Below are 24,688 nucleotides of genomic sequence, written 5' to 3'. Positions count from 1 at the left end.
AAACCCCTGCTTTTTTTAAAATAAGCAGGAGTTTTTTATATTAATTATATTCTTTTAAAGAGCATCTGTACCTTCTTCACCGGTTCTGATTCTAACTGCATTTTCTACATCAGAGACAAATATTTTACCATCTCCGACTTCACCAGTTTGTACAGCTTCTGTGATTGCTTTAACTACCTGATCAGCCTTGGAATCATCTACAACAGTTTCAACTTTAAATTTCTTGCGAAGTCTTATTCGATAGGTTACACCTCTGTACATCTCAGTCTGTCCTTTTTGAGAACCATAACCCTGAATCTCTTTAATATTAAGACCGCTAATACCAATTTCTTCGAGACAATCAATAACTCTATCAGTTTTATCTGGACGAATAATCGCTTCAATTTTTTTCATTTAAAAAAACACCTCTATTTTGGATTTTTAATTTACTTTACTTATCTGTTTTAATGTTTACCATAAAATCTGGGTAAGAATCTGTACCGTGTTCTGAGTAATCAAGACCTTCGATTTCGTCTTCTCTAGATACTCTTAATCCAATTACAGCATCAATTGCTTTAAAGAGTATATATCCAAGTCCGAAAGCCCAGAAGAATACAGCTACAACACCAATAATCTGAGTAATTAGTAAACTAACTCCGCCTCCAAAAAGAAGTCCACCTTCTGTAGCAAAAAATCCAACTGCAATTGTTCCAAAAGCTCCACAGACACCGTGAACAGAAACAGCACCAACAGGGTCATCAATCTGTAATTTATCAAAGAATTCAACAGAGTAGATAACAATAATACCTGCGATTCCACCAATAATTACGGCAGATAAGTTGCCGACAGCTGCTGTACCAGCTGTAATACCTACCAGACCAGCTAAAGCTCCGTTTAAGGTCATACTAACATCTGCCTTACCATACTTAATCCAACTGACAATCATGGCCATAACTGCACCAGCAGCAGCTGCCAGGTTAGTTGTTACTGCAATAGGTGCGATAGATAAGTCAGTACCAGCTACAGTAGAACCAGGATTAAATCCAAACCATCCAAACCAGAGAATGAATACACCAAGTGCAGCCATTAAAAGGTTGTGACCTGGAAGAGCATTTGCGCTTCCATCTTCATTATATTTACCGATTCTTGGTCCTAAAACAATAGCTCCAGCTAAAGCAGCCCAGCCACCAACAGAGTGAACAACAGTAGAACCAGCAAAGTCAACAATTCCCATTCCTGCTAACCAGCCGCCACCCCAGATCCAGTGTCCTACAACAGGATAAATAAATGCGGTAATAACAACACTGTAAGCTAAGTAGCCAGAAAAGTTAGTCCTTTCAGCCATAGCACCAGAAACAATTGTTGCTGCAGTTGCTGCAAAAACTGTCTGGAAAATAAAGAATGCTGCAATAGGAATATCAAGTCCTAAGTTTGCAAATGTATCCTGAAGAAAATAACCTGTACTTCCAATAAAGCCATTTCCTGCTCCAAACATAAAAGCAAATCCAACAGCCCAAAATACTAAAGAACCAGAAGCAAAGTCCATCATGTTTTTCATAATAATGTTACCTGCGTTTTTGGCTCTTGTAAAACCAGCCTCTACCATTGCGAATCCAGCCTGCATAAAAAACACTAAGAATGCTGCAATCAAAGTCCACATTGTATCAATTGCAATCGCATTTGCTGCTGCCTGATCCTCCTGGGCAAAAACCATACCACTAAATAAGATAACCAGCATAAATGTCGTCAAAATCACCTTCAAAGCCTTACTACTCATTACTCTACTACTCATAATAATTTCCTCCTTGTGTTAGGTATGTGTTAACTATGGGTAAATTATAGTCTGGCTTTAATAATAAAGCAAGTGATTTTGAGTTTATATAATAGTATACAGTTATTTCGTATTTTTATTATTCCTTATTTTATTCACAAAATACTCATGAAAAGCTAAGCTATCAGTAAGCTCAGGATGAAATGCTGTTCCTAACAGACAATCACTTTCTACAGCAGTAATTTGCTTATCTTTTTTGTGTAATATCTCTAGTTTTTGATTAAACTTAGTTATTATTGGCGCTCTAATAAAGACTAATTCTTGTGGAATATTTGACACTTTTTTTATCAGGTTCCTTTCTACAAAGCTATCAAGCTGACTGCCGAAAGCATTTCTTTTAATCTTAATGTCCAGTAATCCAAGTTGGTCTTCATTTTCTCCCTCAACTTCTTTTGCCATTAAAATTAAACCTGCACAAGTCCCCCAGATTACTTTTTGCTGTTGATAAAAGTTAATAATAGGCTGTTTGAATTTATAGCTTTCAATTAACTTTCTCATTGTGGTGCTCTCCCCACCAGGAATGATTAGCCCAGAACATTTCTGCAGCTCTACTGGTTTTTTGACAGGGACTGCATTAGTACCCCTAATCCGATTTAGATGATCGATGTGTTCTCTAAATCCTCCCTGTAGAGCAAGTACTCCAACTGTAATCTCCATTTTACCAGCCCCGATCAGCCATTTTTTCTGCATCTGTTAGGCCGTTAATATCAATTCCTGACATTGCCTTTCCTAAATCTTCGGATACTTCTGCAACAATCTGGGGATCTTGATAGTGAGTTGTTGCTTTAACAATAGCTTCAGCTCTTTTAACAGGATTTCCTGAGCGAAAGATTCCAGAGCCAACAAAAATTCCATCACAACCAAGCTGCATCATTAAAGCTGCGTCTGCAGGAGTTGCGATTCCACCAGCAGCAAAATTTACCACAGGTAATTTGCCATTCCTTGCAGCATATTCTACTAAATTAAAAGGCGCTCTCATTTCTTTAGCAGCTGCCATCAATTCTTCACTTCCCATATTTATTAGCCTATTGATTTGAGATTTGATTTTACGCATATGACGAACAGCTTCAACTACATTTCCTGTTCCAGCTTCACCTTTTGTTCTGATCATAGCTGCACCTTCTCCAATTCTTCTAAGAGCTTCACCAAGATTAGTAGCTCCACAGACAAAAGGGATATTAAAATTTCTCTTGTCAATATGATGAGCTTCATCAGCAGGAGTTAAAACTTCACTTTCATCTATGTAATCAATCTTAAGTGCTTCTAAAATTTGAGCTTCTACAAAATGTCCAATTCTAACCTTTGCCATTACAGGAATTGAAACTGTCTCTACAATTTCTTTAATCATTTTTGGATCTGACATTCTGGCGATTCCGCCTTCTTTTCTAATATCTGCTGGAACTTTTTCCAAAGCCATAACAGCCACTGCTCCAGCATCTTCAGCAATTTTTGCCTCTTCTGCATTAGTGACATCCATAATAACTCCACCTTTTAACATTTGAGCTAGATTCTTGTTTAAACGATATTTTTCTGACATTTTTAATTTCCTCCAATTGATAAATTTAAATTGTAATGATACAATAATGATATAAAGAAACTCAATTTACTAAATCGCAATACAATTATAGATTAAGTAATACAAAATGTCAATAACTAATACAAAATTCTAAAAATAAATAATTGTACTAACACAAAGGAGTGATTGTTATTTTTGAATTCAGCCTAAATAAGGAAAGTGATAAAACTCTTTACCTACAGCTCTATAAAAAGTTAAAAAACGAGATTAAAAATAATATTCCTGCTGATACAAAGCTGCCGCCAATTAGAAAATTAGCAGAAAAAGTTGGAGTCAATCCAGCAACTGTAGTTAAAGCATATAATTTATTAGCAGAAGATAATTTAATTTATAAAAAAGTAGGTAGTGGAAGTTTTGTTGCTCCAACTCAAAAAGTTATAAGACCTGAAACAGGTGAAAACATGCTGGAACATGGGCAGATTAAATTATCTGAGAATATTAATTTAGCAAGTGCTGCTCCCAGCAAAGAATTATTTCCCGTTGAAGATTTTAAATATGCGATTAATCAGGTTTTGGAAAGAGACCAGGGAGAAGCTTTTAGTTATCAAAAAAGCCAGGGGTTTTTACCTTTAAGGAAATCTATTCAAAAATATTTTATGAATAATGGAATAAATTCTTCTTTAAAACAAATTCAGGTAGTATCTGGAGCTCAGCAGGCAATTGATATTTTAAGTAAGATATTATTAGATTTTGGTGAAAAAATTGTTGTTGAAGATCCTACTTATTTTGGAGCACTTCAGGCTTTTAATTCCAGGAAAGCAGATATAATAACAGTTAAGATGCAGGCTGATGGAGCAGATTTAGCAGAGTTAGAAACTCATCTTAAAGAAAAGCAAATTAAATTTTTCTTTACCATGCAGAACTTCCAAAATCCAACTGGTGTCAACTGGAGTTTTGAAAAGCAGCAGCAGCTTTTGAAATTAGCAGAAGAATATGATTTTTATATTATTGAGGACGATATTCTTTCTGATTTGTATTATAATGAAAGTAGAGTAAAAACATTAAAAGAATCTGATGAAAAAGATCGAGTAATCTATATTAAAAGTTTTTCAAAGGTGTTTATGCCTGGATTAAGATTGGCCTTCATAATTTTACCAGATAAGCTGCTGCCGGAATTGTTGGAAGCTAAATATGCTACTGATATTTCAAGTGGAGGCTTAACCCAACGGGCTTTTGATTTCTATTTGCGGGAAGGTCTGCTAGATAAACATATAGATCTGCAGCGAAAACTATTTAGAAAGAAGTATAATTTAATGACTGCTGAAATTAAAAGTGAGCTTCCTGCAGAAATTAAAGTTGTTTATGAGTCAAAAGGAGGTCTCTACTTATGGTTAAAGCTGCCAGCAAATGTTGATGCTAAAGAACTTTATCAAGCTGCAGTTAGTATAGGTTTAGTTTTTTCACCTGGTTATTTATTTTCTTTAAATAATATTTTTTCTAATTATATTCGCTTAAGTTTTGCAGCTGTAAATGAAGATGAGATTAGAAAAGGGATTAAATTATTTAAAAAGATATATTTTGATTATTTAGGAGAAGAAATAGTACAGGAATACAGTCCTCTACTTTAAAATATATTAGAAATAAAAGAAGTTCACAATTTTTTAAAAGAATAAGATATTTGTTTCTGCTTGACATTAAAAATTGCATCTGTTAATATTGAGGTGTAAATGTAAAATAAAAACTGAATTTGTACCTCATATAATAGTGGGAATATGGCCCACAAGTTTCTACCGGACACCGTAAACTGTTCGACTATGAGGGAAGTGTACCTAGGTTTCCGCAGCTCAGAGTTTGCTGGCTGGTCCGAGCGGTACAGATATGGATATTATATATCACACCGAAGGGATAAAAGCCCAGGCGGGGAGGTTCTACTCATAATAGGTAGAGTCTTCCTACCTGGGCTATTTTTATTCTTATTATATTTTTGTACCAGATACAACTAGATCGATTTTGACCTGGTTATAGTATAAATTAATTCACAAAAAGAAATGGAGTGGATAGAATGAACATTCTTCTCATCGGTAGTGGTGGAAGAGAAAACGCGCTCGCCTGGAAGTTAGCACAAAGCAGCAGAGTAAAAGAATTATACATAGCAGCAGGTAATCCAGGGACTGCAGAGTTTGGCGAAAATCTTGACTTTGATGAAAGCAATCAGGAAGCACTTTTAGAGTTTGCTCTAAAAGAGAAAATTGATATCACAGTAGTTGGACCGGAGGCGCCTCTGGCGGCAGGAATTGTTGATCTTTTTGAAAATCATGGGCTTAAAGTTTTTGGTCCAAATCAAAGTGCTGCTAGACTTGAGAGTTCAAAGGCCTTCTCCAAAAAATTAATGCAGCAATATCAAATTCCAACAGCAGCCCATAAGAGCTTTACAGAATCAGGTAAAGCATTGGAGTATATAGAAGAAAAAGGTGCGCCTATTGTGGTCAAAGCATCAGGACTGGCAGCAGGTAAAGGTGTTATTGTTGCTCAGACAGAAGCTGAAGCGAAGGAAGCAGTTGAAACAATAATGAAAGATGAAAAGTTTGGTCAAGCAGGGGAAAAAGTTGTGATTGAAGAATTTTTAGAAGGAGAAGAAGCAACTATTCTTGCTTTTTGTGACGGGAAGACTATAGTGCCTATGATTGCTTCTCAGGATCACAAACCTGCCTATGATGGTGGAAAAGGTCCCAACACTGGGGGTATGGGTGCTTATGCGCCAGCTCCGGTAGTATCTGACCAAATTATGGAAGCTTTCAGAGTAGAAATTATGGAGCCAACTCTAAAAGCCCTGCAGAGTGAAGGGCTTAATTTTAAAGGGATAATATATTTTGGCCTGATGATTAAGTCTGGAAAAGCTAAGGTTTTGGAATACAATGTTCGCTTTGGCGATCCAGAAGCACAGGTCGTGCTGCCGCTTTTAGATACAGATTTAGTTGATATAATGGAGGCTGTAATTGCAGGTAATTTAGATCATGTAGAAATAAAGTGGAAAGATCAAAAAGCTCTCTGTGTGGTAATGGCATCTGGAGGTTATCCTGTAAAATATGAAAAGGGTAAAGAAATTACCGGAATCAAAGAGGCCGCGGCTGATCAAAATATAATTGTATTTCAGGCTGGAACAGAGCTTGAAGATGGTAAACTGCTGACAGCTGGGGGGCGAGTTTTGGCAGTTACAGCCCTGGGAGATAGTTTTCAGGAAGTAATTGATAAGGCTTATGCGGGAGTAGAAAAAATTAATTTTGAAGATTTTCATATTAGAAATGATATAGGGCAGAAAGCTTTGTAAAATAAATTTAGCCGGGAGGTTATAATTTGAAATTTAAAGATAAGACCAGACAGAAAATTGGAATTATCGGTGGTGGCCAGCTGGGAAAAATGATGATTTTAGACGCCAAAAAAATGGGTTTTTATGTCATAATTTTAGATCCAACAAAAAAATGTCCGGCTCACAGTATTGCTGACCAGCATCTGGTTGCTGATTTTGACGATAGAGAGGCAATTAGAAAACTAGCAGAGAAATCAGATTTAATAACTTATGAATTTGAACACATAGATGTTGAGGTCTTAAAAGAATTAGAAAGTGAAGGAAATAAGATTTATCCGACTGCCCGCAGTTTAGAAATTATTCAAAACAAGTATCATCAAAAAAATGTTTTAAAACAGGACCAGATAGCTGTGCCAGAATTTAAAAAAGTCAGCAGTCCTGATGATATTAAAGAAACTGCGCAAGAATTCGGCTATCCCCTGATGCTGAAAAGCTGTACAGGTGGTTATGATGGTAAAGGAAATGCTTTGATTGGCAGTGAAGCTGAGGTGGAAAGAGCTTTTCAGGAACTGGGAGCAGAGAAATCTAAATTGATGATAGAAAAATATATTCCTTTTAAAAAAGAGATTTCGATCATTGCTGCTCGTGGTTTGAACGGTGAGATGAATGTCTACCCTATAGGAGAAAATGAGCATCAAAATAATATATTATTTGAAACAAAGGTACCGGCAGATATTTCAAATAAGCTTAAAAAAGAGGCTGAAGAATTTGCGAAAGAAGTACTCGAGGTTTTTGAAGGTATTGGAATTTTCTGTGTAGAAATGTTTGTCACAGAAGATAATCAGCTGTTGGTTAATGAAATTGCTCCGAGACCCCATAATTCAGGTCACTATTCAATTGAAGGCTGTGTGACTTCTCAATTTGAACAGCATATTAGAGCGATCACGGCTCTGCCGTTGGGAGATACAACTTTAGTTCGACCAGCAGTTATGCGAAATATTTTGGGTAGTGGGAAAGAAGGAAAAGCAGAAGTAGTTGGATTAGATTCAGCTTTGGCAGTAGAAGGAGTCAAAGTACATATTTATCAGAAGACTATTTCCAGACCCGGCCGCAAAATGGGCCATCTAACTGTGACAGCAGATAGTTTAGATCAAGCTTCTGAGCTTGCTCTAGAAGCCAGCCGGTTAATTGAAATTAAAGGAGAAAAAAATTAGGAGGTAAAATTTATGAAGCCTAGAGTAGGAGTTATTATGGGCAGTGATTCAGATCTGCCGATAATGAAAGAGGCAGCAGAAATTTTAGATCAATTTGAGGTTAAATATGAGCTAACAGTTGTTTCAGCTCATCGAACACCAAAAAGATTATATAATTATGCGGAAACTGCAGAAGAAAAAGGCTTAGATGTGATCATCGCTGGAGCCGGAGGAGCAGCTCACCTACCGGGAATGGTAGCAGCTGTAACAACAGTTCCAGTCATTGGAGTTCCGGTTAAAACTTCAAAATTAAGCGGACTTGATTCACTTTATTCTATAGTCCAGATGCCGCCTGGAGTTCCAGTAGCCACTGTAGCAATCAATGGAGCTAAAAATGCTGCCTTACTGGCAGTGCAGATTTTAGCCCGCAGTGACGAAGAATTAAACAAAAGGCAGAAAGAATACAGAAAAGAAATGAAAACCAAAGTATTAAAAACAGCAGATAAATTGGAAGAGCAGGGATATGAAAAATACCTTGAGAGGAGCAAAAAATTTGCAGACTAGAGATATTTTTGCCAATATAAGTCCCCTTGATCATCGTTATTCAAGGCGGAAAAAGAATTTTGATCAGATTGGGAAATACCTTTCGGAAAATGCAACAATTGCCTTCCAGGCTGAGGTGGAGCTTGCTTTAGTTAAGGTTCTTGCTAAAAGAGGTATGGCGCCAGAAAAGGCTCCAGCGGAAGTTAAAAAGGCAATTAGTGAATTGACTACAGAAGAGGTTTATCAAGAGGAAGCAAAGACCAAACATAATATTAGAGCTTTAGTTAATTGTATTCAAAACAAAGTAAGTAAAGAAACCCGCCCCTATATTCACTTTACAGCTACTTCTTATGATATTGTAGATACAGCAAACTCACTCCGCTATCAGAAGGCAGCCCAGGAATTAATCATACCTAAATTAAAAGAATTACACAAAAGCTGGGCAGAGATTGCTCTCAGAGAAAAAGACAGAGTTCAGATCGGGAGAACCCACGGTCAGCATGCAGTACCGGTGACCTTTGGCTTTACTATTGCTGAATATGTGGCCCGCCTGGGAGAAAGAATTGAAGAAGTTGAAGCAAAAGCATCTAAACTGGTTGGTAAATTTGCCGGAGCGGTCGGTGCTTACAATGCCAGCGGTATCTTTTTTGAAGATCCGGAAGAGTTTGAAAGAGAAGTTTTAACAGAGCTCGGTTTAAAACCGGGTGAGCATTCAACTCAGATTGTGCAGGCTGAACCGATGACAGACTTTATTCATTCTCTGGTCTCAACTTTCAGTGTTCTGGCAGCCTTTGCTGACGATATGCGCCATCTGCAGCGTTCTGAAATTGCAGAAATTGGTGAGCATTTTGGCAAAGACCAGGTTGGATCTTCAACGATGCCCCACAAAAGGAACCCGATTAATTATGAAAATGTTAAGAGCTTGTGGAAGGCCTTTATGCCTCAGATGACAACAGTTTATATGGATCAGCTTTCTGAACATCAGCGTGATCTAACAAATTCAGCATCTTCCCGTTTTATTCCTGAATTAATTACTGCCCTCCTTTCAGCAGCAGCTCGTTTGACCAGAGTCAGCTCTAAAATGGCAGTTGACCAGGAGAATATTAAAAAGAATTTTGAACAGAATAAGAAGATGATTGTGGCCGAGCCCTTATATATTCTTTTAGCAGCAGCCGGTCATCCAGATGCTCATGAGGCAGTACGCAAACTGACCTTGAAAGCCCAGAAGACAGATCTTTCTTTAAGAGAACTGGTTGATCAGAGTCAGGAACTGCAGGGTTATTGGGATAAATTTACTGAGAAGCAGAAAGAATTAATTTTAAAACCTGAAAATTATACAGGGATAGCAGCAGAGAAAACTGAAAAAATAATTAAGAACTGGCAGCAGAAATTTGACTATGATCTCAAAACGGAGGTTTTATAAAAGATGGAAAAAAGGGAAATGATATATGAAGGTAAAGCCAAGCAAATTTTTAAGACTGATAAAGATGATCAGGTGATTGTTCACTTTAAAGATGATGCAACCGCTTTTGATGGTCAGAAAAAAGGTCAGATTGCAGAAAAAGGCAAGATAAATAACAAGATTAGCAATTTCTTTTTTAAACTACTTGAAGAAAAAGGGATTAAGACTCATTTGATAGAAGAACTAAATGAGCGTGATTCACTGGTTAAAAAGGTGGATATTATTCCTCTGGAAGTTGTAATGCGTAATGTAGCTGCTGGTAGTCTGGCCAAAAGAATTGGTATGGAAGAAGGAGAACCACTTAAACAGCCGGTAATTGAGTTTTACTATAAAGATGATGACCTGGGAGATCCTTTAATCAATGTTTCTCACATTGAGCTTTTGGGACTGGCAGGCAGAGAAGAATTAGAAAGATTAATTGCACTCGGTCATAAGATTAATGATATTTTAGTTAAATTTTTAAAAGAGCGAAATGTAGATCTGGTGGACTTTAAACTGGAATTCGGGAAAACTGCTGAAGGAGAAATCATCCTTGCTGATGAGATTACACCTGATACCTGCCGCTTCTGGGACAGTGAAACTAAAGAAAAACTGGATAAAGATCGCTTCCGTCGTGATCTTGGTGATGTAGAAGAGGCCTATCATGAAATGTATAAACGAATAACCGGCCAGGACTGGAAATAAGTTTAAGATTAAGGGAGGAAAATTGATGAGAGAAAGCCTTGATTTCTCTAGCAAAAATAAGAATTTAAACCAAGTTAAGCCGATTTCAAATGAGATAAAATTAACTCAGGCTGAACTTAGTGAAGATAAAATGACAGAAGAATGTGGAGTTTTTGGTATTTTTAATGCAGATGGTGAAAGCAGTGCTGCTGAATTGACATATCTTGGTTTAATTGCCCTGCAGCACCGAGGTCAGGAAAGTGCTGGTATCTGTGCAAATCACCAGGGTGAGTTCAATCTGCATAAGGGAATGGGTCTGGTAGAAAGTGTTTTTGAAAAAGAAGATATAAGAAGTCTAAAAGGGGAGATGGCAATTGGACATGTCCGCTATTCTACCAGCGGTTCCAGCAAACTTGCTAATGCTCAGCCAATCCTGATTAACAGTATCAAAGGTGACCTAGCCTTAGCCCATAATGGTAACCTGGCTAATGGAGCAGAGCTCAGAAATAATCTGGAGCAGAATGGATCGATATTTCATTCTACTTTAGACACAGAAGTAATTGCCCATCTGGTGGCCCGATCCTTTGAAGATGATATTGTCGAAGCCTTAGTTCAGAGTTTACATCAGCTGAAGGGTGGATTTTCTCTGGTGGCAATGGCCAAAGACCAGCTGGTTGCAATCCGAGATCCAAGAGGATTTAGACCGCTTTCAATTGGGAAATTAGACAACAGTTATATTGTAGCTTCCGAAAGCTGTGCCTTTGATATAATTGGAGCAGAATTTGTACGGGATGTGGCTCCAGGTGAGGTTGTTGTAATTGATGAAGATGGAATAAAAAGCAGACGTTATACAGGAGAAAATGGGACCAGTCTCTGTGTTTTTGAATATATCTATTTTGCCCGTCCTGACAGTAATATAGCCGGTCAGAATGTTTTGCTTGCCCGCAAGGAAATGGGTAAACAGCTGGCTCGAGAGATGGATGTTGAGGCAGATATAGTTGTCCCAGTACCTGATTCAGGGATAGCAGCAGCTCTTGGTTTTGCTGAAGAATCAGGTATTCCCTATGCTCAGGGAATCTTAAGGAACCGCTATATGGGCAGAACCTTTATTCAGCCAACTCAGGAGATCAGAGATTTAAAAGTACGTCTTAAGCTGTCACCAATCAAAGAAATTATTGAGGGTAAAAGAGTAATTTTAATCGATGATTCAATTGTTCGAGGAACAACAAGCAAACAGATCATTGGCAGGATTAAAGAAGCAGGTGCTGAAGAAGTTCATATGGCTATCTCCTCCCCACCTGTAGAACATCCCTGCTATTTCGGTCTTGATACCTCGCGGCGCCAGGAATTAATAGCCAGCAGCAGTACAGTTGAAGAAATTAGTGAGAGCATTGGAGCTGACAGCCTTTATTACTTAAGTCAGGCAGGGATGCTCAAATCAATTAAAACCAATGTTGAACTCGGTTTTTGCACTGCCTGTTTTGATGGAGATTATCCAATAGACAGCCGCTACTTAAGTGAGGAGGAATAATTATGGGCTTAGATTACAAAAAAGCTGGGGTGGATATTGATGCCGGTAATCAGGCAGTTGAACTGATTAAAAAAAATGTCCAGTCAACCTTTGGTCCGGAAGTTATGACCGGACTGGGTGGTTTCGGGGGGCTATTTAAACCCGATTTAAGCAAATATAAAAATCCCGTTTTAGTTTCCGGTACAGATGGGGTGGGAACCAAGCTTAAACTGGCCTTCAAACTGGATCTGCACAATACAATTGGTATTGATCTGGTTGCGATGTCAGTTAATGATATTCTGGCTCAGGGAGCAGAGCCCTTATTTTTTCTCGACTACCTGGCAACCGGTAAGCTGGAGCCAGAAAAAACAGCTGAGATTGTAAAAGGTATTGCAGTCGGCTGTAAAGAGGCAGGAGCTGCTTTAATCGGGGGAGAAACTGCTGAAATGGCAGGCTTTTATCAGCCGGGCGAATATGATCTGGCAGGTTTTGCAGTTGGAATAGTCGACCAGGATCAGATCATAACTGGCCAAGAAATTCAAGCCGGAGATTTAGTTATCGGACTTAAATCAGATGGACTGCACAGCAATGGTTTTACTCTGGCCCGGGCAGCACTTTTTGATAAAGCAGGCTATGATTATACTGCAGAAATAGAGGGGATGGAAAAGAATCTTGGTGAAGAACTGCTCCAACCGACAAAAATTTATGTAAAAACTGTTTTAGAACTTTTAGATAAATTTAAAATTAAAGGAATTGCCCATATAACCGGGGGTGGCTTGATTGAAAACTTACCTCGAATACTTCCAGACGGGCTAAAAGCTGAAATTAAAAAAGAAAGCTGGCAGCCCCAGCGAATTTTTAAGCTAATTCAAGAAGCAGGAGAAATTGCGGAAAAAGAAATGTACAGAACTTTTAATATGGGAATTGGGATGACGCTAGTTATAGAAAAAAATGATAAAGTTCAACTACTTAGTAAACTTGAGCAAATGGGAGAAAAAGCCTGTCTGATTGGAGAAATAAAAGCAGGAGCTGGGGACTCATCTCTCGAATTAAAGTAAAGAAGGTGCATAAATGCTAAAAATAGCTGTTTTCGCCTCAGGTAGAGGCTCAAATTTTCAATCAATTATCGACAAAATAAAAAGTGGAGATATTCCAGCTGAAGCTAAACTTCTAATCAGTGACCGCCAGGATGCCGGTGCTTTAAAAAGAGCAGAACACGAAAATATTGAAAATTTATTTATTGACCCTGTTCATTTTGAGACAAAAGCTGATTATGAAGAGGAGCTGATTGGAATTTTAGAGAATGCTGGGATAGAGCTTGTTGTTCTGGCAGGCTACATGAGGATTCTATCACCAATTTTTGTTAAACATTTTCAAAATAAGATTATCAATATTCATCCGTCACTTTTGCCTGCTTTTAAAGGTCTTAACGCCCAAAAACAGGCGGTTGATTATGGAGTTAAATACAGCGGCTGTACAGTTCATTTTGTTGATCAAGGAATGGATACAGGTCCTATTATCAAACAGGCAGTTGTAGAGGTTAAAGATGATGATACTGCTGATGATCTGGCTGCCAGAATTTTAAAAGAAGAACACAAGATTTATCCTGAAGCAGTGAAGTTAATTGCAGAGGAAAGAATTAAAGTTAAAGGACGAAAAGTTAAAATTCTAAAGGAGGAAAAATAACTTTGTCTAAAATTAAAAGAGCATTAATTAGTGTTTCAAACAAGGAAGGTATTGTAGATTTTGCTGAAGGTTTAAAAGAATTTGATGTAGAAATCATTTCAACAGGTGGTACTGGTAGAATGTTGAAAGAAAATGGAATCGAAGTTACAGATATTGATCAGGTAACAAATTTTCCGGAAATGATGAATGGAAGAGTTAAGACCTTACATCCGGCAGTTCACGGTGGTATTCTGGCAGTCAGAGATAATGAAGAGCATTTAAAGGAAATTGCAGCTCAGAATATTGAGCCAATTGATCTGGTGGTCTGCAATCTTTATCCCTTTGCTGAAACCATTGCCAGAGATGATGTTACCTTAGAAGAAGCGATTGAAAATATCGATATTGGTGGTCCCACAATGATCCGTTCAGCTGCTAAAAATAATAATGACGTAGCAGTGGTAGTTGATCCAGCTGATTATGATCAGCTTTTAGCTGAGATGAAGGTTGGAAATGGTGCTTTAACTAAAACTCAAAAATTAAAGCTTGCCTACAAGGCTTTTTACCACACTGCAGAATATGATCAGAGAATACAGAAATATCTGGGAGGAATTGTGCTGGAAGAAGAGGAAAAGCAGCAGCTGCCTGAAACACTTTTAGACCGCTATGATAAAAGAGAAGACCTCCGCTACGGGGAAAACCCGCATCAGAAAGCAGCATTTTACTTAGAAGATGAGCAGAATGAGCCTTCAATTTCGACAGCCGAGCAGCTTCATGGTAAAGGGATGTCCTATAACAACATTAATGATACAGATGGGGCTTTAGAGCTGGTTAAAGAATTTGAAGCTAAGCCAACTGCTGCAGTAATCAAACATGCCAACCCCTGTGGAATCGCTGCGGCTGACAATTTAAAAGATGCCTTTGTCAATGCTCATGCTGGTGACCCTTTATCTGCTTTTGGCTCAATTGTGGCAGCCAACCGAAAAATTGATGCAGCAACAGCTAAAGAAATTGCCGATCAGGATAAATTTATTGAAGTTGTAATTGCTCCAGATTATGAGGCTGAGGCACTGGAAATCCTAAAAGAGCGCTCTGAAAAAATGAGAATTTTAAAAACTGGTGAGCTTTCTATTAATCACAAAAAGCCGGGTTATAGTATGAAAAAAGTAACCGGTGGACTTTTAGTTCAGGATAGAGATTTAGCTCAGACTACTGCCCAAGATTTAGAGGTAGTAACTGAAAAAGCTCCGACTGAAGAGCAGATTGAGGATCTCTTATTTTCCTGGAAAGTTGTTAAACATGTCAAATCAAATGCAATTGTAATGGCTAAAGATGAGATGGTAGTTGGTGTTGGTGCCGGTCAGATGAGCAGAGTTGATTCGATGATTATTGCCGGGCGCAAAGCTGACGGCCGTCAGCAGGGTGGAGTTGTAGCTTCTGACGCCTTCTTCCCCTTCCCGGATGCTGTAGAAAAAGCAGCTGAACTGGGAATCAAAGCGATTATTCAGCCCGGTGGCTCAATCCGAGATGATCAGGTAATTGAAGCCTGTGATAAATTAGGGATTGCCATGGTCTTTACAGGTAAAAGACACTTTAGACATTAGATTCTAATTTAAGAAGCAGTTTATATATGAGCACGTTAAATAGCTTAAATTTAAAAAAATCTAATTAATTTGAATTAACATAGATTTCCCTAATCAATTCTCCATTTCTTATTAATGGTACCTACTCAGCCGTTAATAGAGGGATGGAGAATTTTTCTAATTAAAATTTAATTTTCTTTTAATTGAATTTTCAAATTAATTTAATATAATATTTATAGATGGAATTAAAAAGTCAGGGAGGGGTGATAAATAAAGAGGAGTCAGATATTGCTTACTGGAAATTACAGGAAAAAACAGTTTAAACTAAAATTAAAATAATTAAAATTAGGGAGGTAATTCAAATGTCAAAAAGAGTTGGGATTTCACTTCTTTTTTTAATGGTTTTTATTTTTGTTTTTGCTGGAGCAGTCAGTGCAGCTGAAGGTGATATAACATTATATACACCTTATACAGGTTTATCGGTAACTCCGGGTGAAAGTCTGGATTATAATATTGATGTGCTAAATAACAGTTATGAAATTAAAAATTTGAGTTTTGCTGTACAGGATCTGCCAGAAGGCTGGGATTATACAATAACCTCAGGTGGTAAAAGCATAGAGGAACTGGCAGTAAAATCCAAAGATTTTAAAGACGAAAATCAAGAAAGTATTGACTTAAAGGTCAATGTACCTTTGAAGATAGAAAAAGGAAATTATAGCTTTACCTTAACAGCTAAAAGTGAAAGTGGCGAAATATTTCAGCTGCCTTTAGATGTAAAAATTGCTGAAAGAGGAGTTTTTGAAACTGAATTTACAGTTGATCAGAATAACATGGAAGGCTACTCTGATTCAACCTTTACTTATGATACAACCTTAAGAAATAGAACTGCAGAAAAGCAGCATTATGCTTTAAAAGCTGATGCTCCTCGGGGTTGGGATGTAAGATTTAGAGAAGCCGGTTCCTATATTACCTCGATAACTATCGAATCCGGTGAAAGTAAGACGATTTCAGTCAAGGTTGAACCGGCAGTAAATGTTGCTGCAGATACATATAAATTTTCAGTTGAAGCAAATTCCGGTTCTACTTCTAAAAAAATTGATTTAGAAGCAGTAATTAAAGGTAAATACGGCTTGAATTTAACAACTCCTTCCGGCCGATTGAGCAGAGAAATTGTGGCTGGAGAAAACAAAAAAATTGACTTAACAATAAAAAATTCTGGAACCATAACTTTACGAGATATTAAACTTAATGCCACTACACCTTCTGACTGGTCTGTTGACTTTGAAAAAGATGAAATTTCAAAATTAGAAGCAGGAGAAACTGAAACTATAACTGCAGATATAAAAGCAGGTGACCAGGCAATTGCTGGTGACTATCAGCTTACTTTAAAAGCCAATACTCCTGAAGCTAGTTCTCAGGCTAACTTCAGAATTACAGTAAAAACTTCTATGGTCTGGGGATGGGCTGGAATTTTGATTATTCTGGCAGTAATAGCAGTTATATTTTATTTCGTTAGAAAATACGGGAGGAGATAATAATGGCTGAAACAATTATCTCTACCAGTGAACTAACAAAAAAATATGGTGATATAAAGGCCGTAAATGAGCTGGATTTGAATATAAAAAAGGGTGAAATTTATGGTCTGCTGGGTCCAAATGGAGCGGGTAAAACAACAACAATTTTAATGCTCCTGGGTTTGACTGAACCCAGCTCTGGATCGGCAGAGATTAAAGGACTAAACACTACCCGGGATTCAATTGAAGTCAAAAAATTTACCGGATATCTGCCCGATCAGGTAGGATTTTATGATAACAGCACTGGCAAAGAAAATTTAATTTATACTGCCCAATTAAATGGAATGGATGCTGCAGCTGCAGAGAAAAAAGCGGAAGAAATGATTAATCTGGTAGGCTTAGATAATGTGGTTGATAACAGAGTAGCTACCTATTCTAAAGGTATGCGGCAGCGGCTGGGACTGGCCGATGTTTTAATTAAAGATCCTGAGATAGTTATACTTGATGAGCCTACTATAGGAATCGATCCCACAGGAATCAATGAATTTCTAGATTTAATCCGCAGTTTAAGTAAAGAAAATGGGATTACTGTTCTTTTATCTTCACATCTTTTAAATCAGGTACAGCAGATTTGTGATCGGGTTGGTATTTTTGTTAAAGGACAGCTGCTGGCCGAAGGAAGTATTAAAGATCTGGCAGATCAGCTGCTGGAAGAGAAAGAGATTAACCTCAATGTTAAAATTAAGGATTATTCAGAACAGACTGTTGAAAAGATTGCCGCTCTGGATGAAGTTAGGGAAATTAAAGAACAGGAAAATCTTTTAGATGAAATCTATCAGCACTACTTTAAAGGGGGTGAAGTTGATGCCCGATTATAATAATTCTTTTAGTGTAATGGTCAACAAAGAAATTTCAGATCACGTTAAAAGCTGGAAGTTTATTATAATAGTAGCTTTAATCCTGCTGACCACTTTTGCTTCCATCTATTCGATTTTGAATTTAATTAAAAACAATGCTGCAGTAATTAATCAGGAAGATAATTTCCTCTTTTTAAAACTGTTTACTGCAACAACAGGCAGCATACCGAATTTTATGACATTGATAAGTTTTCTGGGACCAATACTGGGGATAGCACTCGGTTTTGACCTGGTGAATTCGGAACAAAATCAGGGAACAATCAGTAGGGTTTTATCACAGCCAATTCCCCGCGATTATTTTATTACCAGTAAATTTGCAGCAGCAATTTCGCTTGTCTTTTTGCTGGTTTTTTCAATCGGATTTTTGGTCATGGGTGCAGGATTAATTTCGATTGGGCTTCCACCCACATTAGGCGAATTCTTAAGAATATTCATCTTTTTGTTTCTGAGTGGAGTCTATATTGCCTTCTGGCTTAATCTTGGTATTTTATTTTCAATTATCTTTAAGCAGTCTGCAACTTCAGCACTGGCAAGTCTTGCTGTTTGGCTTTTCTTTACGGTATTTTACTCAATGCTGGTTAATATTACTGCCAGATCGATAGCGTCAAATCCATTTGACTTAAGGAGTTTAACTGCAGCTTTATCAAGGCTTTCTCCCAACTATTTATATAATGAATTAACGACTATTCTATTAACACCTTCAATTAGAACTTTAGGCGGCCTTAGTTTTAAACAGCTGCAGGGAGCAATTCCATCAACTTTATCTCTTGATCAGAGTCTAATTTTGGTCTGGCCGCACTTTACAGCTTTAATTGCAGCTTCTTTAATCTGTTTTGCAGTCTCTTATCTGTCATTTATGAGAAAAGAAGTTCGAGCTTAAAATCAACTTAATAGAAATAAATAACGATAAAAATAAAGCCCACTTCTGCGTTTAATTAAGAAGTGGGCTTTAAATATTAGACATAAAATTAGACATAAAAAAACCGCCTCGGGAAAAAGGCGGTTAAAACAAGGAGAAAAGTATCTAGTACTTTTATCTATGCTTAAAGCTGTCCTCTGCAACAGCTTAAAAAAGGGGATAACAAATTTCTATCTCTTTGCTACAATTATATAATATCAGTGGATTATTAAAAAAACTTTAAATAAACATTAGAAAAAGATTAAAAAGTTTTAAATTAGTAAATAAATTTGCTCAGGTAATTATTGCTTCTTAATCACCATCTAAAATAATCTTTAAAATTAATTATTCAGGGACAATCAGTTATTAGTAATTATTACTAATAACTGTTATAGCGGGCATAATAAGCATTTTTTTTGCAAAATAATCTTGACAAAAGTAATTTAGTTATATATAATTTAGTTGAAGTTGAGAATCGTTTTCAATTAATCATTCAAACTAAATTATTTTATAATAATAAGTTTCAAAGATAATTGTCTGTTGGTTTTTTAAATGTTATAAATTAGGTTCAGCAAAGTTGTGAAATTAAATTTTTTTAGATTAGTTTTAGGTTAACCTAAAAATTGGGGGAAAAGAAAGTGGAAGCAGACATAAATTTATCAGAATCAATGGAAGATTATTTAGAAGCTATTTACAATTTAATTAAAGAAAATGGCTCAGCCAGGGTAACAGACATTGCAAATCATTTAAAAATTGCAGCATCTTCTGTTAATCAGGGTTTAAAAAAACTGAATCAGGAAGGTTTAATTAGTCAGGAAAAATATGGTCCGATTAAGTTAACTGAAAGTGGGCTTAAAGCAGCAGAAAAGGTTCGCTGTAAACATCGAATGTTATATCTTTTTTTACACAAAACTCTTGGTGTCAGTCAGGAAAGTGCTGATCATGATGCCTGCAGAATTGAACATGCCTTGAGTGAAGAAAGTTTCAGCAAAATGGTTGATTATCTAATTAAAAACAATTATATAGAAGAGCAAAATTGTGCTTTCAAAATGAAAGCAGAAAAGGAGGAACCCAAAATGGCAGCAGAACAGCTTATGTTAGATAAAATTAAAGTTGGTTCTAAAGCAGAAGTAGTAAAAATTGAGTCCAAAGGTCGTCTAAAAAGAAAGTTAATGGATATGGGTTTAAATAAAGGTGCTAAAGTTGAAGTTAAAGGAAGAGCACCAATGGGAGATCCGATCGAAATTAAGGTTAGAGGATACAGTTTGAGTTTACGCCAGGATGAGGCAGCAGAGATCTTGGTAAAGGAGGTTTAAAGTTGATGCCTTTAGCAATGTTGAAACCAGGTGAGACAGCCTGTATAAAAAAAATAAATGGTGGTAGAACCGCAAAAGGGAAGTTAACAGATTTAGGCTTTGTTAGTGGAAAAACAGTTAAAATTCATAGAAGTTCTGGAGGCCCTCTGATTGTAGGTCTTGGAGATAATAGAGTTGCACTTGGGCGCGGAATGGCCCATAAAGTAATTGTAGAGACTAAAGGATGTGAAAATTAATGGCTTTAAATAAAACCAAGAGAAAAAATAATGAATTAAAAGTTGCTCTGGCCGGTAATCCGAACTCCGGAAAGACAACAATGTTCAACGAATTAACAGGTTCCAGACAGCATGTTGGAAACTGGCCGGGAGTTACAGTAGAAAAGAAAACAGGTAGGGATTCTTATCAAAATTATTCACTGGAAGTTATTGATCTCCCGGGTACATATTCTCTGGGAGCATATTCAGAAGATGAGGTAGTGGCAAGAGATTTTCTGACAACTGGTGATTACGATGTTGTTTTAAATATTATTAACTCTTCTAATCTGGACCGCAACTTATACTTTACGGTTCAGCTTCTAGAAATGGGAGTAGATTTGATTGCAGTTTTAAATATGGCAGATGAGGCTGAGAAAAAAGGAATCAAGATCGACAAAGAAAAAATCGGCCAGCTGCTCGGTACTCCAGTTGTGGAAACTGTTGCCAGTAAAGGTAGAGGAATTGACAGTCTATTAGCAGAAACTGTTCAGCATCGTGATTTATCTGAGGCTGCTCTAAAAATTGATTACGGCAGTGAGGTAGAAGATTTAATTTCCGAAGTAGTTTCCATGCTCAAGGAATTTGATTTTACCAGTCAGATCAATCAGCGCTGGGCAGCAGTTAAGTTAATTGAACATGATCCGGAAGCTGTAAAACTTTTGGAAAGAGAAGTTGGTGTTTCCAAAGCTAAAAAGATTAAAAGTTTAATTGCTGAAAGGGAACTTAAGGCAGAAGATGATTTTGATAATATTATAATTGATAAAAAATATGAATTCATCAATAAAGTTATTTCTGAAAGTGTGCAGCGGCCAGCGGCCGATCAGGAGCCAGAAAATGTATCTGATAAAATTGATGCGATTGTAACTAATAAATATCTGGGAATCCCGATTTTTATGGCAGTTATGTGGGGAATTTTTAAATTTACCTTTACTCTTGGTGACCCACTGATTGGCTATATCGAGGCCTTCTTTGAAGCTGCAGGCGGCTGGCTTGGTGGCCTCTTAGTTGGGGCGGGTATTTCTCCTTTAATTACTTCCTTTATCACTGATGGAATTATTGGTGGTGTGGGCTCAGTACTGGTCTTTATCCCAAATATTTTTCTTTTATTCCTGGCAATCGGTATTTTAGAAGACAGCGGCTATATGTCGAGGGCAGCTTATGTAATGGACAAGGTGATGAGCAAACTGGGACTCCACGGAAAGTCCTTTATTCCAATGATTGTTGGTTTTGGCTGTAATGTACCTGGTGTAATGGCAACCAGAACTTTAGACAGCAAGCGGGACCGTATTATTTCGATTTTAATTAATCCACTGATGTCCTGTTCAGCCAGATTACCGGTTTATGTAGTTTTTGCCGGAGCTTTATTTCCCAATCACGCAAGTACAGTAGTTTTTTCACTCTATGCACTGGGAATTGTAATGGCAGTGATTATGGCCGGAATTTTTAATAAAATATTATTCAAGGGTGAGAGATCACACTTTGTTATGGAATTACCTCCCTACAGATTCCCAACCTTAAAAGGAGTTTTTATTCATATGTGGGAAAAAGTAGGAGCCTTTATCAAAAAAGCAGGAACAATTATTTTCGCAGTTGTAGTTTTAATCTGGGTACTGGCTAATTTACCACTGGGTGTTGAATATGCTTCAGCTCAGAGTTTGATCGGTCAATTTGGTCAGCTGATGGCTCCAATCTTCGAACCATTAGGATTTGGCAACTGGCAGGCAGCATCATCACTTGTTTTTGGTATTCTGGCAAAAGAGGTAGTTGTAGGTACTCTAGGAGTTGTTTATGCGGCAGGAGAAGGTGGACTGAGAGCAGCTTTAACAGCAAACTTCAGCCCACTGGCAGCTTATTCATTCTTAACCATGGTACTTTTATATACTCCCTGCATTGCGACTCTGGGAGCTATTAAATCAGAAACTCAGAGCTGGAAGTGGCCAATAATTACAGCGTCTTATCTATTTGTTTTAGCCTGGTTAGTTTCTTTTGTAATCTATCAGGGTGGAATGCTGTTAGGAATTGGTGTTTAAGGATATTAAAACTGAATTTAAGCTTTTCAGCTTAAGGAGGTTAAATTATTTATGGAATATTTATTTTTAGGAATTTTAGGCTTTGGCAGTCTTTATTATATAGGAAAGAAAGTTTATGGTGGAATTAAGGGAACAGATAGTCCCTGTGCCGGCTGCAGTGATCAGAGCTGCCCGGTATCAGGTGGTAAGGAATATAATTTTGATGAGATTGTGATTGATGATTAATGAACTTGTACCAGGTTCAAATGAGCTCATTTGAACCTGGTACAAGTAAAACAATTCACAAACTTAATAGGGAGTGATTTCAAATGATAAGTCAATTAATAGTTTTAATTATAATTTCTGCAGTCTTATCTGCAGGTACTTCACTTAGACATTTTGCTCTGGCGGGAGATGGCTGTGAAGACTGTAATTGTGGCAGTGATGACTGCTGTGGAGATGAAAGAAAAGAAGAATAAAAAATTTTAGATTCAATTGAGAACCATTTTCAATTAATAAATATTGTTATAGTAGCTGGAACTTAAATTGGTTTTATGTACCCGGTACAAAAAATATGAGGAGGAGAGTAGAATGTCTTTAATGATAGTTGGCGCAGATAATTTAGGATCGATTAGAGATAATGTAAAAAATCTTGGTTTTGAGGAGATTATCCATCTTGATGGCCGCAATAAGTCAAAGTTTAGGAATTTTGAAATTCCGGCTGAGACAGATTTTGTGCTGGTGATGACTGATTACATAAATCATGCTGTAATGCGCAAGGTGAAAAAGGCAGCTAAAGCGAGTGAAGTTAGTGTTATTTATGCCCGCCGCAGCTGGGCTTCTATCTACAAGAAACTTGAAAGAAGAGCAGTAGTTAATTAGAATTTTTTTAGATTTAAACTTGAGAAATTCAATCAAAAAAAACGCAGATCCTAAAGTTCGGATTTAGGGTCTGCGTTTATGTGATATATTTCTTTATAACCAGGTCCAAATGAGTTCATTTGGACCTGGTACCAATAAATATTGTTTAAACAGCCTGTTCCTGTTCAGAAAGCATAATTTCTTCTTCAAAGTGAGTACTCTTAATCTTTTTAATGTAAATTCCCATAGTCACAACAGCGATGATAATTCCGGCAGTTACTGAGAAGCTGTAAGGAAGCTGGAATCCTTCTGGTGCATAGAGAATATAGGTTGAAGAAACACCGGTCATAAAGAAGGCTGGAATTGAAGCAATCCAGTGATTTTTACCGCGCTTAGCAAGCCACATTGCTCCTGCCCATAAAACAACCATTGCTACTGTCTGATTTGACCAGGCGAAATATCTCCAGAGAGCATCGAAGTTGATCTGAGATAAAGCTCCACCAACAATAAAGATTGGAATCGCAAGCATTAATCTATTTTTGACTGATTTCTGCTCCAGGCCAAAGATATCAGATAGAGTTAAACGCACACTTCTAAAAGCTGTATCTCCAGAAGTAATTGGCGCTGCTATTACACCAAGCATTGCCAGGACTCCACCGACAACTCCCATCATAGTTCCTGTAATTTCGTGAACAACACCGGCTGGTCCACCAAGAGAAGCTAAGGCTTCATTTAAGCCGCCAGTTCCCTGGAAGAAAGTCATAGCTGCAGCAGCCCAGATTAGAGCTACAATACCTTCAGCTACCATTGCTCCATAGAAAATTTTACGTCCTTCTTTTTCATTGGTAGTACAGCGAGCCATAATTGGAGATTGAGTTGAGTGGAAACCACTAATTGCACCACAGGCGATAGTTACAAATAATAAAGGCCACATTGGTAATTCACCAGGATGAAGGTTATTTAAAGCGATATTTGGAATATTGTAGTCGCCAAAGATCAAGCCTCCACCAACACCTAAGGCCATAATTAAAAGAGCCAGACCAAAGATTGGATACAATTTACCAATAATCTTATCAACTGGTAAGAATGTAGCAATAAAGTAATAACCTAAAATAATAATTAACCAGATATTAACTCCCATAAAACCTGGAGTTAAATTTGCTAAGAGCATTGCAGGACCGGTCATAAATACTGTTCCTACAAGTACTAAAAGCACAATACTAAAAACTCTCATAATCTGTCTGATTGTGCCACCAAGATTTTCTCCAATAACCTCAGAGATCGAGGCACCACCAGAACGGATAGAAAGCATTCCAGATAAGTAATCATGGACACCACCGGCAAAAATTGTACCAAATACTATCCAGAGAAAAGCAGTTGGCCCCCATAAAGCACCAGCGATTGCACCAAAAATTGGTCCTAAGCCGGCAATGTTTAAAAACTGAATTAAAAAGGCCTTTTTCCAGTCCATTGATATGTAATCCACACCGTCTTCCATCGAAATTGCTGGAGTTTCCCGCTCCGGCTGTGAATCAAAGATCCTGTCAACAATTTTCCCGTAAGTAAAATAACCAATAATTAAAACAGCTAAAGAAATAAGAAAAGATGCCATTAAATATAACCCCCTAAAAGTTTTTTTAATACATCTTAATTATATCTGGATTCGGGGA

General features: G+C 37.3%; 24 protein-coding genes and 1 riboswitch. Of the genes, 19 read left to right on the top strand and 5 right to left on the bottom strand.

Annotation, left to right across the window (positions count from 1 at the left end; genetic code table 11):
• Window positions 1-54: 54 nt before the first annotated feature.
• From C8C76_RS06915 to pdxS, 4 genes are all read right to left on the bottom strand, one after another.
• Window positions 55-393: a P-II family nitrogen regulator gene (locus tag C8C76_RS06915; protein WP_108139968.1), complete on the bottom strand. Its 339-nt coding sequence runs from the start codon at window positions 391-393 to the stop codon at window positions 55-57.
• A 37-nt stretch (window positions 394-430) separates the two neighbouring features.
• A complete protein-coding gene (locus C8C76_RS06910; protein ID WP_108139966.1) occupies window positions 431-1,771 on the bottom strand; it encodes an ammonium transporter in 1,341 nt (446 codons plus the stop codon).
• A gap of 102 nt (window positions 1,772-1,873) precedes the next feature.
• A complete protein-coding gene (gene pdxT, locus C8C76_RS06905; RefSeq protein ID WP_108139964.1) occupies window positions 1,874-2,467 on the bottom strand; it encodes a pyridoxal 5'-phosphate synthase glutaminase subunit PdxT in 594 nt (197 codons plus the stop codon).
• 1 nt (window position 2,468) lies between these two features.
• On the bottom strand, window positions 2,469-3,347 hold the full coding sequence (gene pdxS / locus C8C76_RS06900; RefSeq protein WP_108139962.1) for a pyridoxal 5'-phosphate synthase lyase subunit PdxS: 879 nt from the start codon (window positions 3,345-3,347) through the stop codon (window positions 2,469-2,471).
• 161 nt (window positions 3,348-3,508) lie between these two features.
• On the opposite strand from pdxS, the gene pdxR reads away from it, so the two are divergent.
• The 19 genes from pdxR to C8C76_RS06815 all read left to right on the top strand — a co-directional run bounded on the left by pdxR (window position 3,509) and on the right by C8C76_RS06815 (window position 23,039).
• A complete protein-coding gene (gene pdxR, locus C8C76_RS06895; RefSeq protein WP_258222438.1) occupies window positions 3,509-4,954 on the top strand; it encodes a MocR-like pyridoxine biosynthesis transcription factor PdxR in 1,446 nt (481 codons plus the stop codon).
• 106 nt (window positions 4,955-5,060) lie between these two features.
• Window positions 5,061-5,161, top strand: a riboswitch (purine riboswitch).
• A 227-nt stretch (window positions 5,162-5,388) separates the two neighbouring features.
• The gene (purD, locus tag C8C76_RS06890; RefSeq protein WP_108139960.1) at window positions 5,389-6,654 is read left to right on the top strand and encodes a phosphoribosylamine--glycine ligase; all 1,266 of its coding nucleotides are present in this window, start codon (window positions 5,389-5,391) and stop codon (window positions 6,652-6,654) included.
• A gap of 26 nt (window positions 6,655-6,680) precedes the next feature.
• Window positions 6,681-7,847 (top strand): 5-(carboxyamino)imidazole ribonucleotide synthase, encoded by a 1,167-nt coding sequence (locus tag C8C76_RS06885; protein ID WP_108139958.1) that lies wholly within the window; start codon window positions 6,681-6,683, stop codon window positions 7,845-7,847.
• A 12-nt stretch (window positions 7,848-7,859) separates the two neighbouring features.
• On the top strand, window positions 7,860-8,390 hold the full coding sequence (gene purE / locus C8C76_RS06880; protein ID WP_108139956.1) for a 5-(carboxyamino)imidazole ribonucleotide mutase: 531 nt from the start codon (window positions 7,860-7,862) through the stop codon (window positions 8,388-8,390).
• The gene (locus C8C76_RS06875) at window positions 8,380-9,792 is read left to right on the top strand and encodes a lyase family protein (protein ID WP_108140018.1); all 1,413 of its coding nucleotides are present in this window, start codon (window positions 8,380-8,382) and stop codon (window positions 9,790-9,792) included. Before purE ends, C8C76_RS06875 begins: the two co-directional genes overlap by 11 nt.
• 3 nt (window positions 9,793-9,795) lie before the next feature.
• Window positions 9,796-10,515 (top strand): phosphoribosylaminoimidazolesuccinocarboxamide synthase, encoded by a 720-nt coding sequence (purC, locus tag C8C76_RS06870; protein ID WP_108139954.1) that lies wholly within the window; start codon window positions 9,796-9,798, stop codon window positions 10,513-10,515.
• 25 nt (window positions 10,516-10,540) lie between these two features.
• The gene (purF, locus tag C8C76_RS06865) at window positions 10,541-12,025 is read left to right on the top strand and encodes an amidophosphoribosyltransferase (protein WP_108139952.1); all 1,485 of its coding nucleotides are present in this window, start codon (window positions 10,541-10,543) and stop codon (window positions 12,023-12,025) included.
• A gap of 2 nt (window positions 12,026-12,027) precedes the next feature.
• Window positions 12,028-13,062 (top strand): phosphoribosylformylglycinamidine cyclo-ligase, encoded by a 1,035-nt coding sequence (purM, locus tag C8C76_RS06860; protein ID WP_108139950.1) that lies wholly within the window; start codon window positions 12,028-12,030, stop codon window positions 13,060-13,062.
• Window positions 13,063-13,075: 13 nt separating this feature from the next.
• Complete coding sequence (purN, locus tag C8C76_RS06855; protein WP_108139948.1) at window positions 13,076-13,690, top strand: phosphoribosylglycinamide formyltransferase; 615 nt, start codon at window positions 13,076-13,078, stop codon at window positions 13,688-13,690.
• Between the two features lie 2 nt (window positions 13,691-13,692).
• Window positions 13,693-15,270: a bifunctional phosphoribosylaminoimidazolecarboxamide formyltransferase/IMP cyclohydrolase gene (gene purH / locus C8C76_RS06850; protein ID WP_108139946.1), complete on the top strand. Its 1,578-nt coding sequence runs from the start codon at window positions 13,693-13,695 to the stop codon at window positions 15,268-15,270.
• A gap of 341 nt (window positions 15,271-15,611) precedes the next feature.
• Window positions 15,612-16,784 (top strand): COG1470 family protein, encoded by a 1,173-nt coding sequence (locus tag C8C76_RS06845; protein WP_108139945.1) that lies wholly within the window; start codon window positions 15,612-15,614, stop codon window positions 16,782-16,784.
• Between the two features lie 2 nt (window positions 16,785-16,786).
• A complete protein-coding gene (locus tag C8C76_RS06840) occupies window positions 16,787-17,641 on the top strand; it encodes an ABC transporter ATP-binding protein (protein WP_108139943.1) in 855 nt (284 codons plus the stop codon).
• Window positions 17,628-18,560: an ABC transporter permease gene (locus C8C76_RS06835; RefSeq protein ID WP_108139941.1), complete on the top strand. Its 933-nt coding sequence runs from the start codon at window positions 17,628-17,630 to the stop codon at window positions 18,558-18,560. Before C8C76_RS06840 ends, C8C76_RS06835 begins: the two co-directional genes overlap by 14 nt.
• Before the next feature lie 656 nt (window positions 18,561-19,216).
• A complete protein-coding gene (locus C8C76_RS06830) occupies window positions 19,217-19,894 on the top strand; it encodes a metal-dependent transcriptional regulator (RefSeq protein ID WP_108139939.1) in 678 nt (225 codons plus the stop codon).
• Window positions 19,895-19,899: 5 nt separating this feature from the next.
• Complete coding sequence (locus tag C8C76_RS06825; RefSeq protein WP_108140016.1) at window positions 19,900-20,130, top strand: FeoA family protein; 231 nt, start codon at window positions 19,900-19,902, stop codon at window positions 20,128-20,130.
• Complete coding sequence (gene feoB, locus C8C76_RS06820; protein ID WP_108139937.1) at window positions 20,130-22,178, top strand: ferrous iron transport protein B; 2,049 nt, start codon at window positions 20,130-20,132, stop codon at window positions 22,176-22,178. Before C8C76_RS06825 ends, feoB begins: the two co-directional genes overlap by 1 nt.
• Window positions 22,179-22,229: 51 nt before the next feature.
• Entirely contained in the window at window positions 22,230-22,403 is a 174-nt protein-coding gene (locus tag C8C76_RS15100; protein ID WP_166637183.1) for a hypothetical protein, read from the top strand.
• An 83-nt stretch (window positions 22,404-22,486) separates the two neighbouring features.
• Complete coding sequence (locus C8C76_RS15095; RefSeq protein WP_166637184.1) at window positions 22,487-22,636, top strand: hypothetical protein; 150 nt, start codon at window positions 22,487-22,489, stop codon at window positions 22,634-22,636.
• A 112-nt stretch (window positions 22,637-22,748) separates the two neighbouring features.
• Window positions 22,749-23,039, top strand: a complete 291-nt coding sequence (locus C8C76_RS06815; RefSeq protein ID WP_108139935.1) for a DUF2325 domain-containing protein — start codon at window positions 22,749-22,751, stop codon at window positions 23,037-23,039.
• 145 nt (window positions 23,040-23,184) lie between these two features.
• Here the strand turns inward: C8C76_RS06815 and C8C76_RS06810 are convergent, their stop codons facing one another.
• Complete coding sequence (locus C8C76_RS06810) at window positions 23,185-24,630, bottom strand: carbon starvation CstA family protein (protein ID WP_108139933.1); 1,446 nt, start codon at window positions 24,628-24,630, stop codon at window positions 23,185-23,187.
• Window positions 24,631-24,688: the final 58 nt, after the last annotated feature.

This window comes from Halanaerobium saccharolyticum (assembly GCF_003053565.1).
In the GTDB taxonomy this organism is placed as follows: domain Bacteria; phylum Bacillota; class Halanaerobiia; order Halanaerobiales; family Halanaerobiaceae; genus Halanaerobium; species Halanaerobium saccharolyticum_B.
The sequence above is the reverse complement of the archived record's forward strand: the minus strand, read 5'-3'. Positions and strand labels throughout refer to the sequence as shown.

Bases quoted from the DNA above. Each gene is read 5' to 3' on its own strand.
- C8C76_RS06915 (WP_108139968.1), bottom strand. From the start codon at position 393: ATGAAAAAAATTGAAGCGATTATTCGTCCAGATAAAACTGATAGAGTT.
- purM (WP_108139950.1), top strand. From the start codon at position 12,028: ATGGGCTTAGATTACAAAAAAGCTGGGGTGGATATTGATGCCGGTAAT.
- C8C76_RS15100 (WP_166637183.1), top strand. From the start codon at position 22,230: ATGGAATATTTATTTTTAGGAATTTTAGGCTTTGGCAGTCTTTATTAT.
- pdxT (WP_108139964.1), bottom strand. From the start codon at position 2,467: ATGGAGATTACAGTTGGAGTACTTGCTCTACAGGGAGGATTTAGAGAA.
- C8C76_RS06825 (WP_108140016.1), top strand. From the start codon at position 19,900: ATGCCTTTAGCAATGTTGAAACCAGGTGAGACAGCCTGTATAAAAAAA.
- C8C76_RS06815 (WP_108139935.1), top strand. From the start codon at position 22,749: ATGTCTTTAATGATAGTTGGCGCAGATAATTTAGGATCGATTAGAGAT.
- C8C76_RS06845 (WP_108139945.1), top strand. From the start codon at position 15,612: ATGTCAAAAAGAGTTGGGATTTCACTTCTTTTTTTAATGGTTTTTATT.
- purE (WP_108139956.1), top strand. From the start codon at position 7,860: ATGAAGCCTAGAGTAGGAGTTATTATGGGCAGTGATTCAGATCTGCCG.
- C8C76_RS06910 (WP_108139966.1), bottom strand. From the start codon at position 1,771: ATGAGTAGTAGAGTAATGAGTAGTAAGGCTTTGAAGGTGATTTTGACG.
- purN (WP_108139948.1), top strand. From the start codon at position 13,076: ATGCTAAAAATAGCTGTTTTCGCCTCAGGTAGAGGCTCAAATTTTCAA.
- C8C76_RS06835 (WP_108139941.1), top strand. From the start codon at position 17,628: ATGCCCGATTATAATAATTCTTTTAGTGTAATGGTCAACAAAGAAATT.
- C8C76_RS06840 (WP_108139943.1), top strand. From the start codon at position 16,787: ATGGCTGAAACAATTATCTCTACCAGTGAACTAACAAAAAAATATGGT.
- pdxS (WP_108139962.1), bottom strand. From the start codon at position 3,347: ATGTCAGAAAAATATCGTTTAAACAAGAATCTAGCTCAAATGTTAAAA.
- C8C76_RS06810 (WP_108139933.1), bottom strand. From the start codon at position 24,630: ATGGCATCTTTTCTTATTTCTTTAGCTGTTTTAATTATTGGTTATTTT.
- purD (WP_108139960.1), top strand. From the start codon at position 5,389: ATGAACATTCTTCTCATCGGTAGTGGTGGAAGAGAAAACGCGCTCGCC.
- C8C76_RS15095 (WP_166637184.1), top strand. From the start codon at position 22,487: ATGATAAGTCAATTAATAGTTTTAATTATAATTTCTGCAGTCTTATCT.
- feoB (WP_108139937.1), top strand. From the start codon at position 20,130: ATGGCTTTAAATAAAACCAAGAGAAAAAATAATGAATTAAAAGTTGCT.
- purC (WP_108139954.1), top strand. From the start codon at position 9,796: ATGGAAAAAAGGGAAATGATATATGAAGGTAAAGCCAAGCAAATTTTT.
- purF (WP_108139952.1), top strand. From the start codon at position 10,541: ATGAGAGAAAGCCTTGATTTCTCTAGCAAAAATAAGAATTTAAACCAA.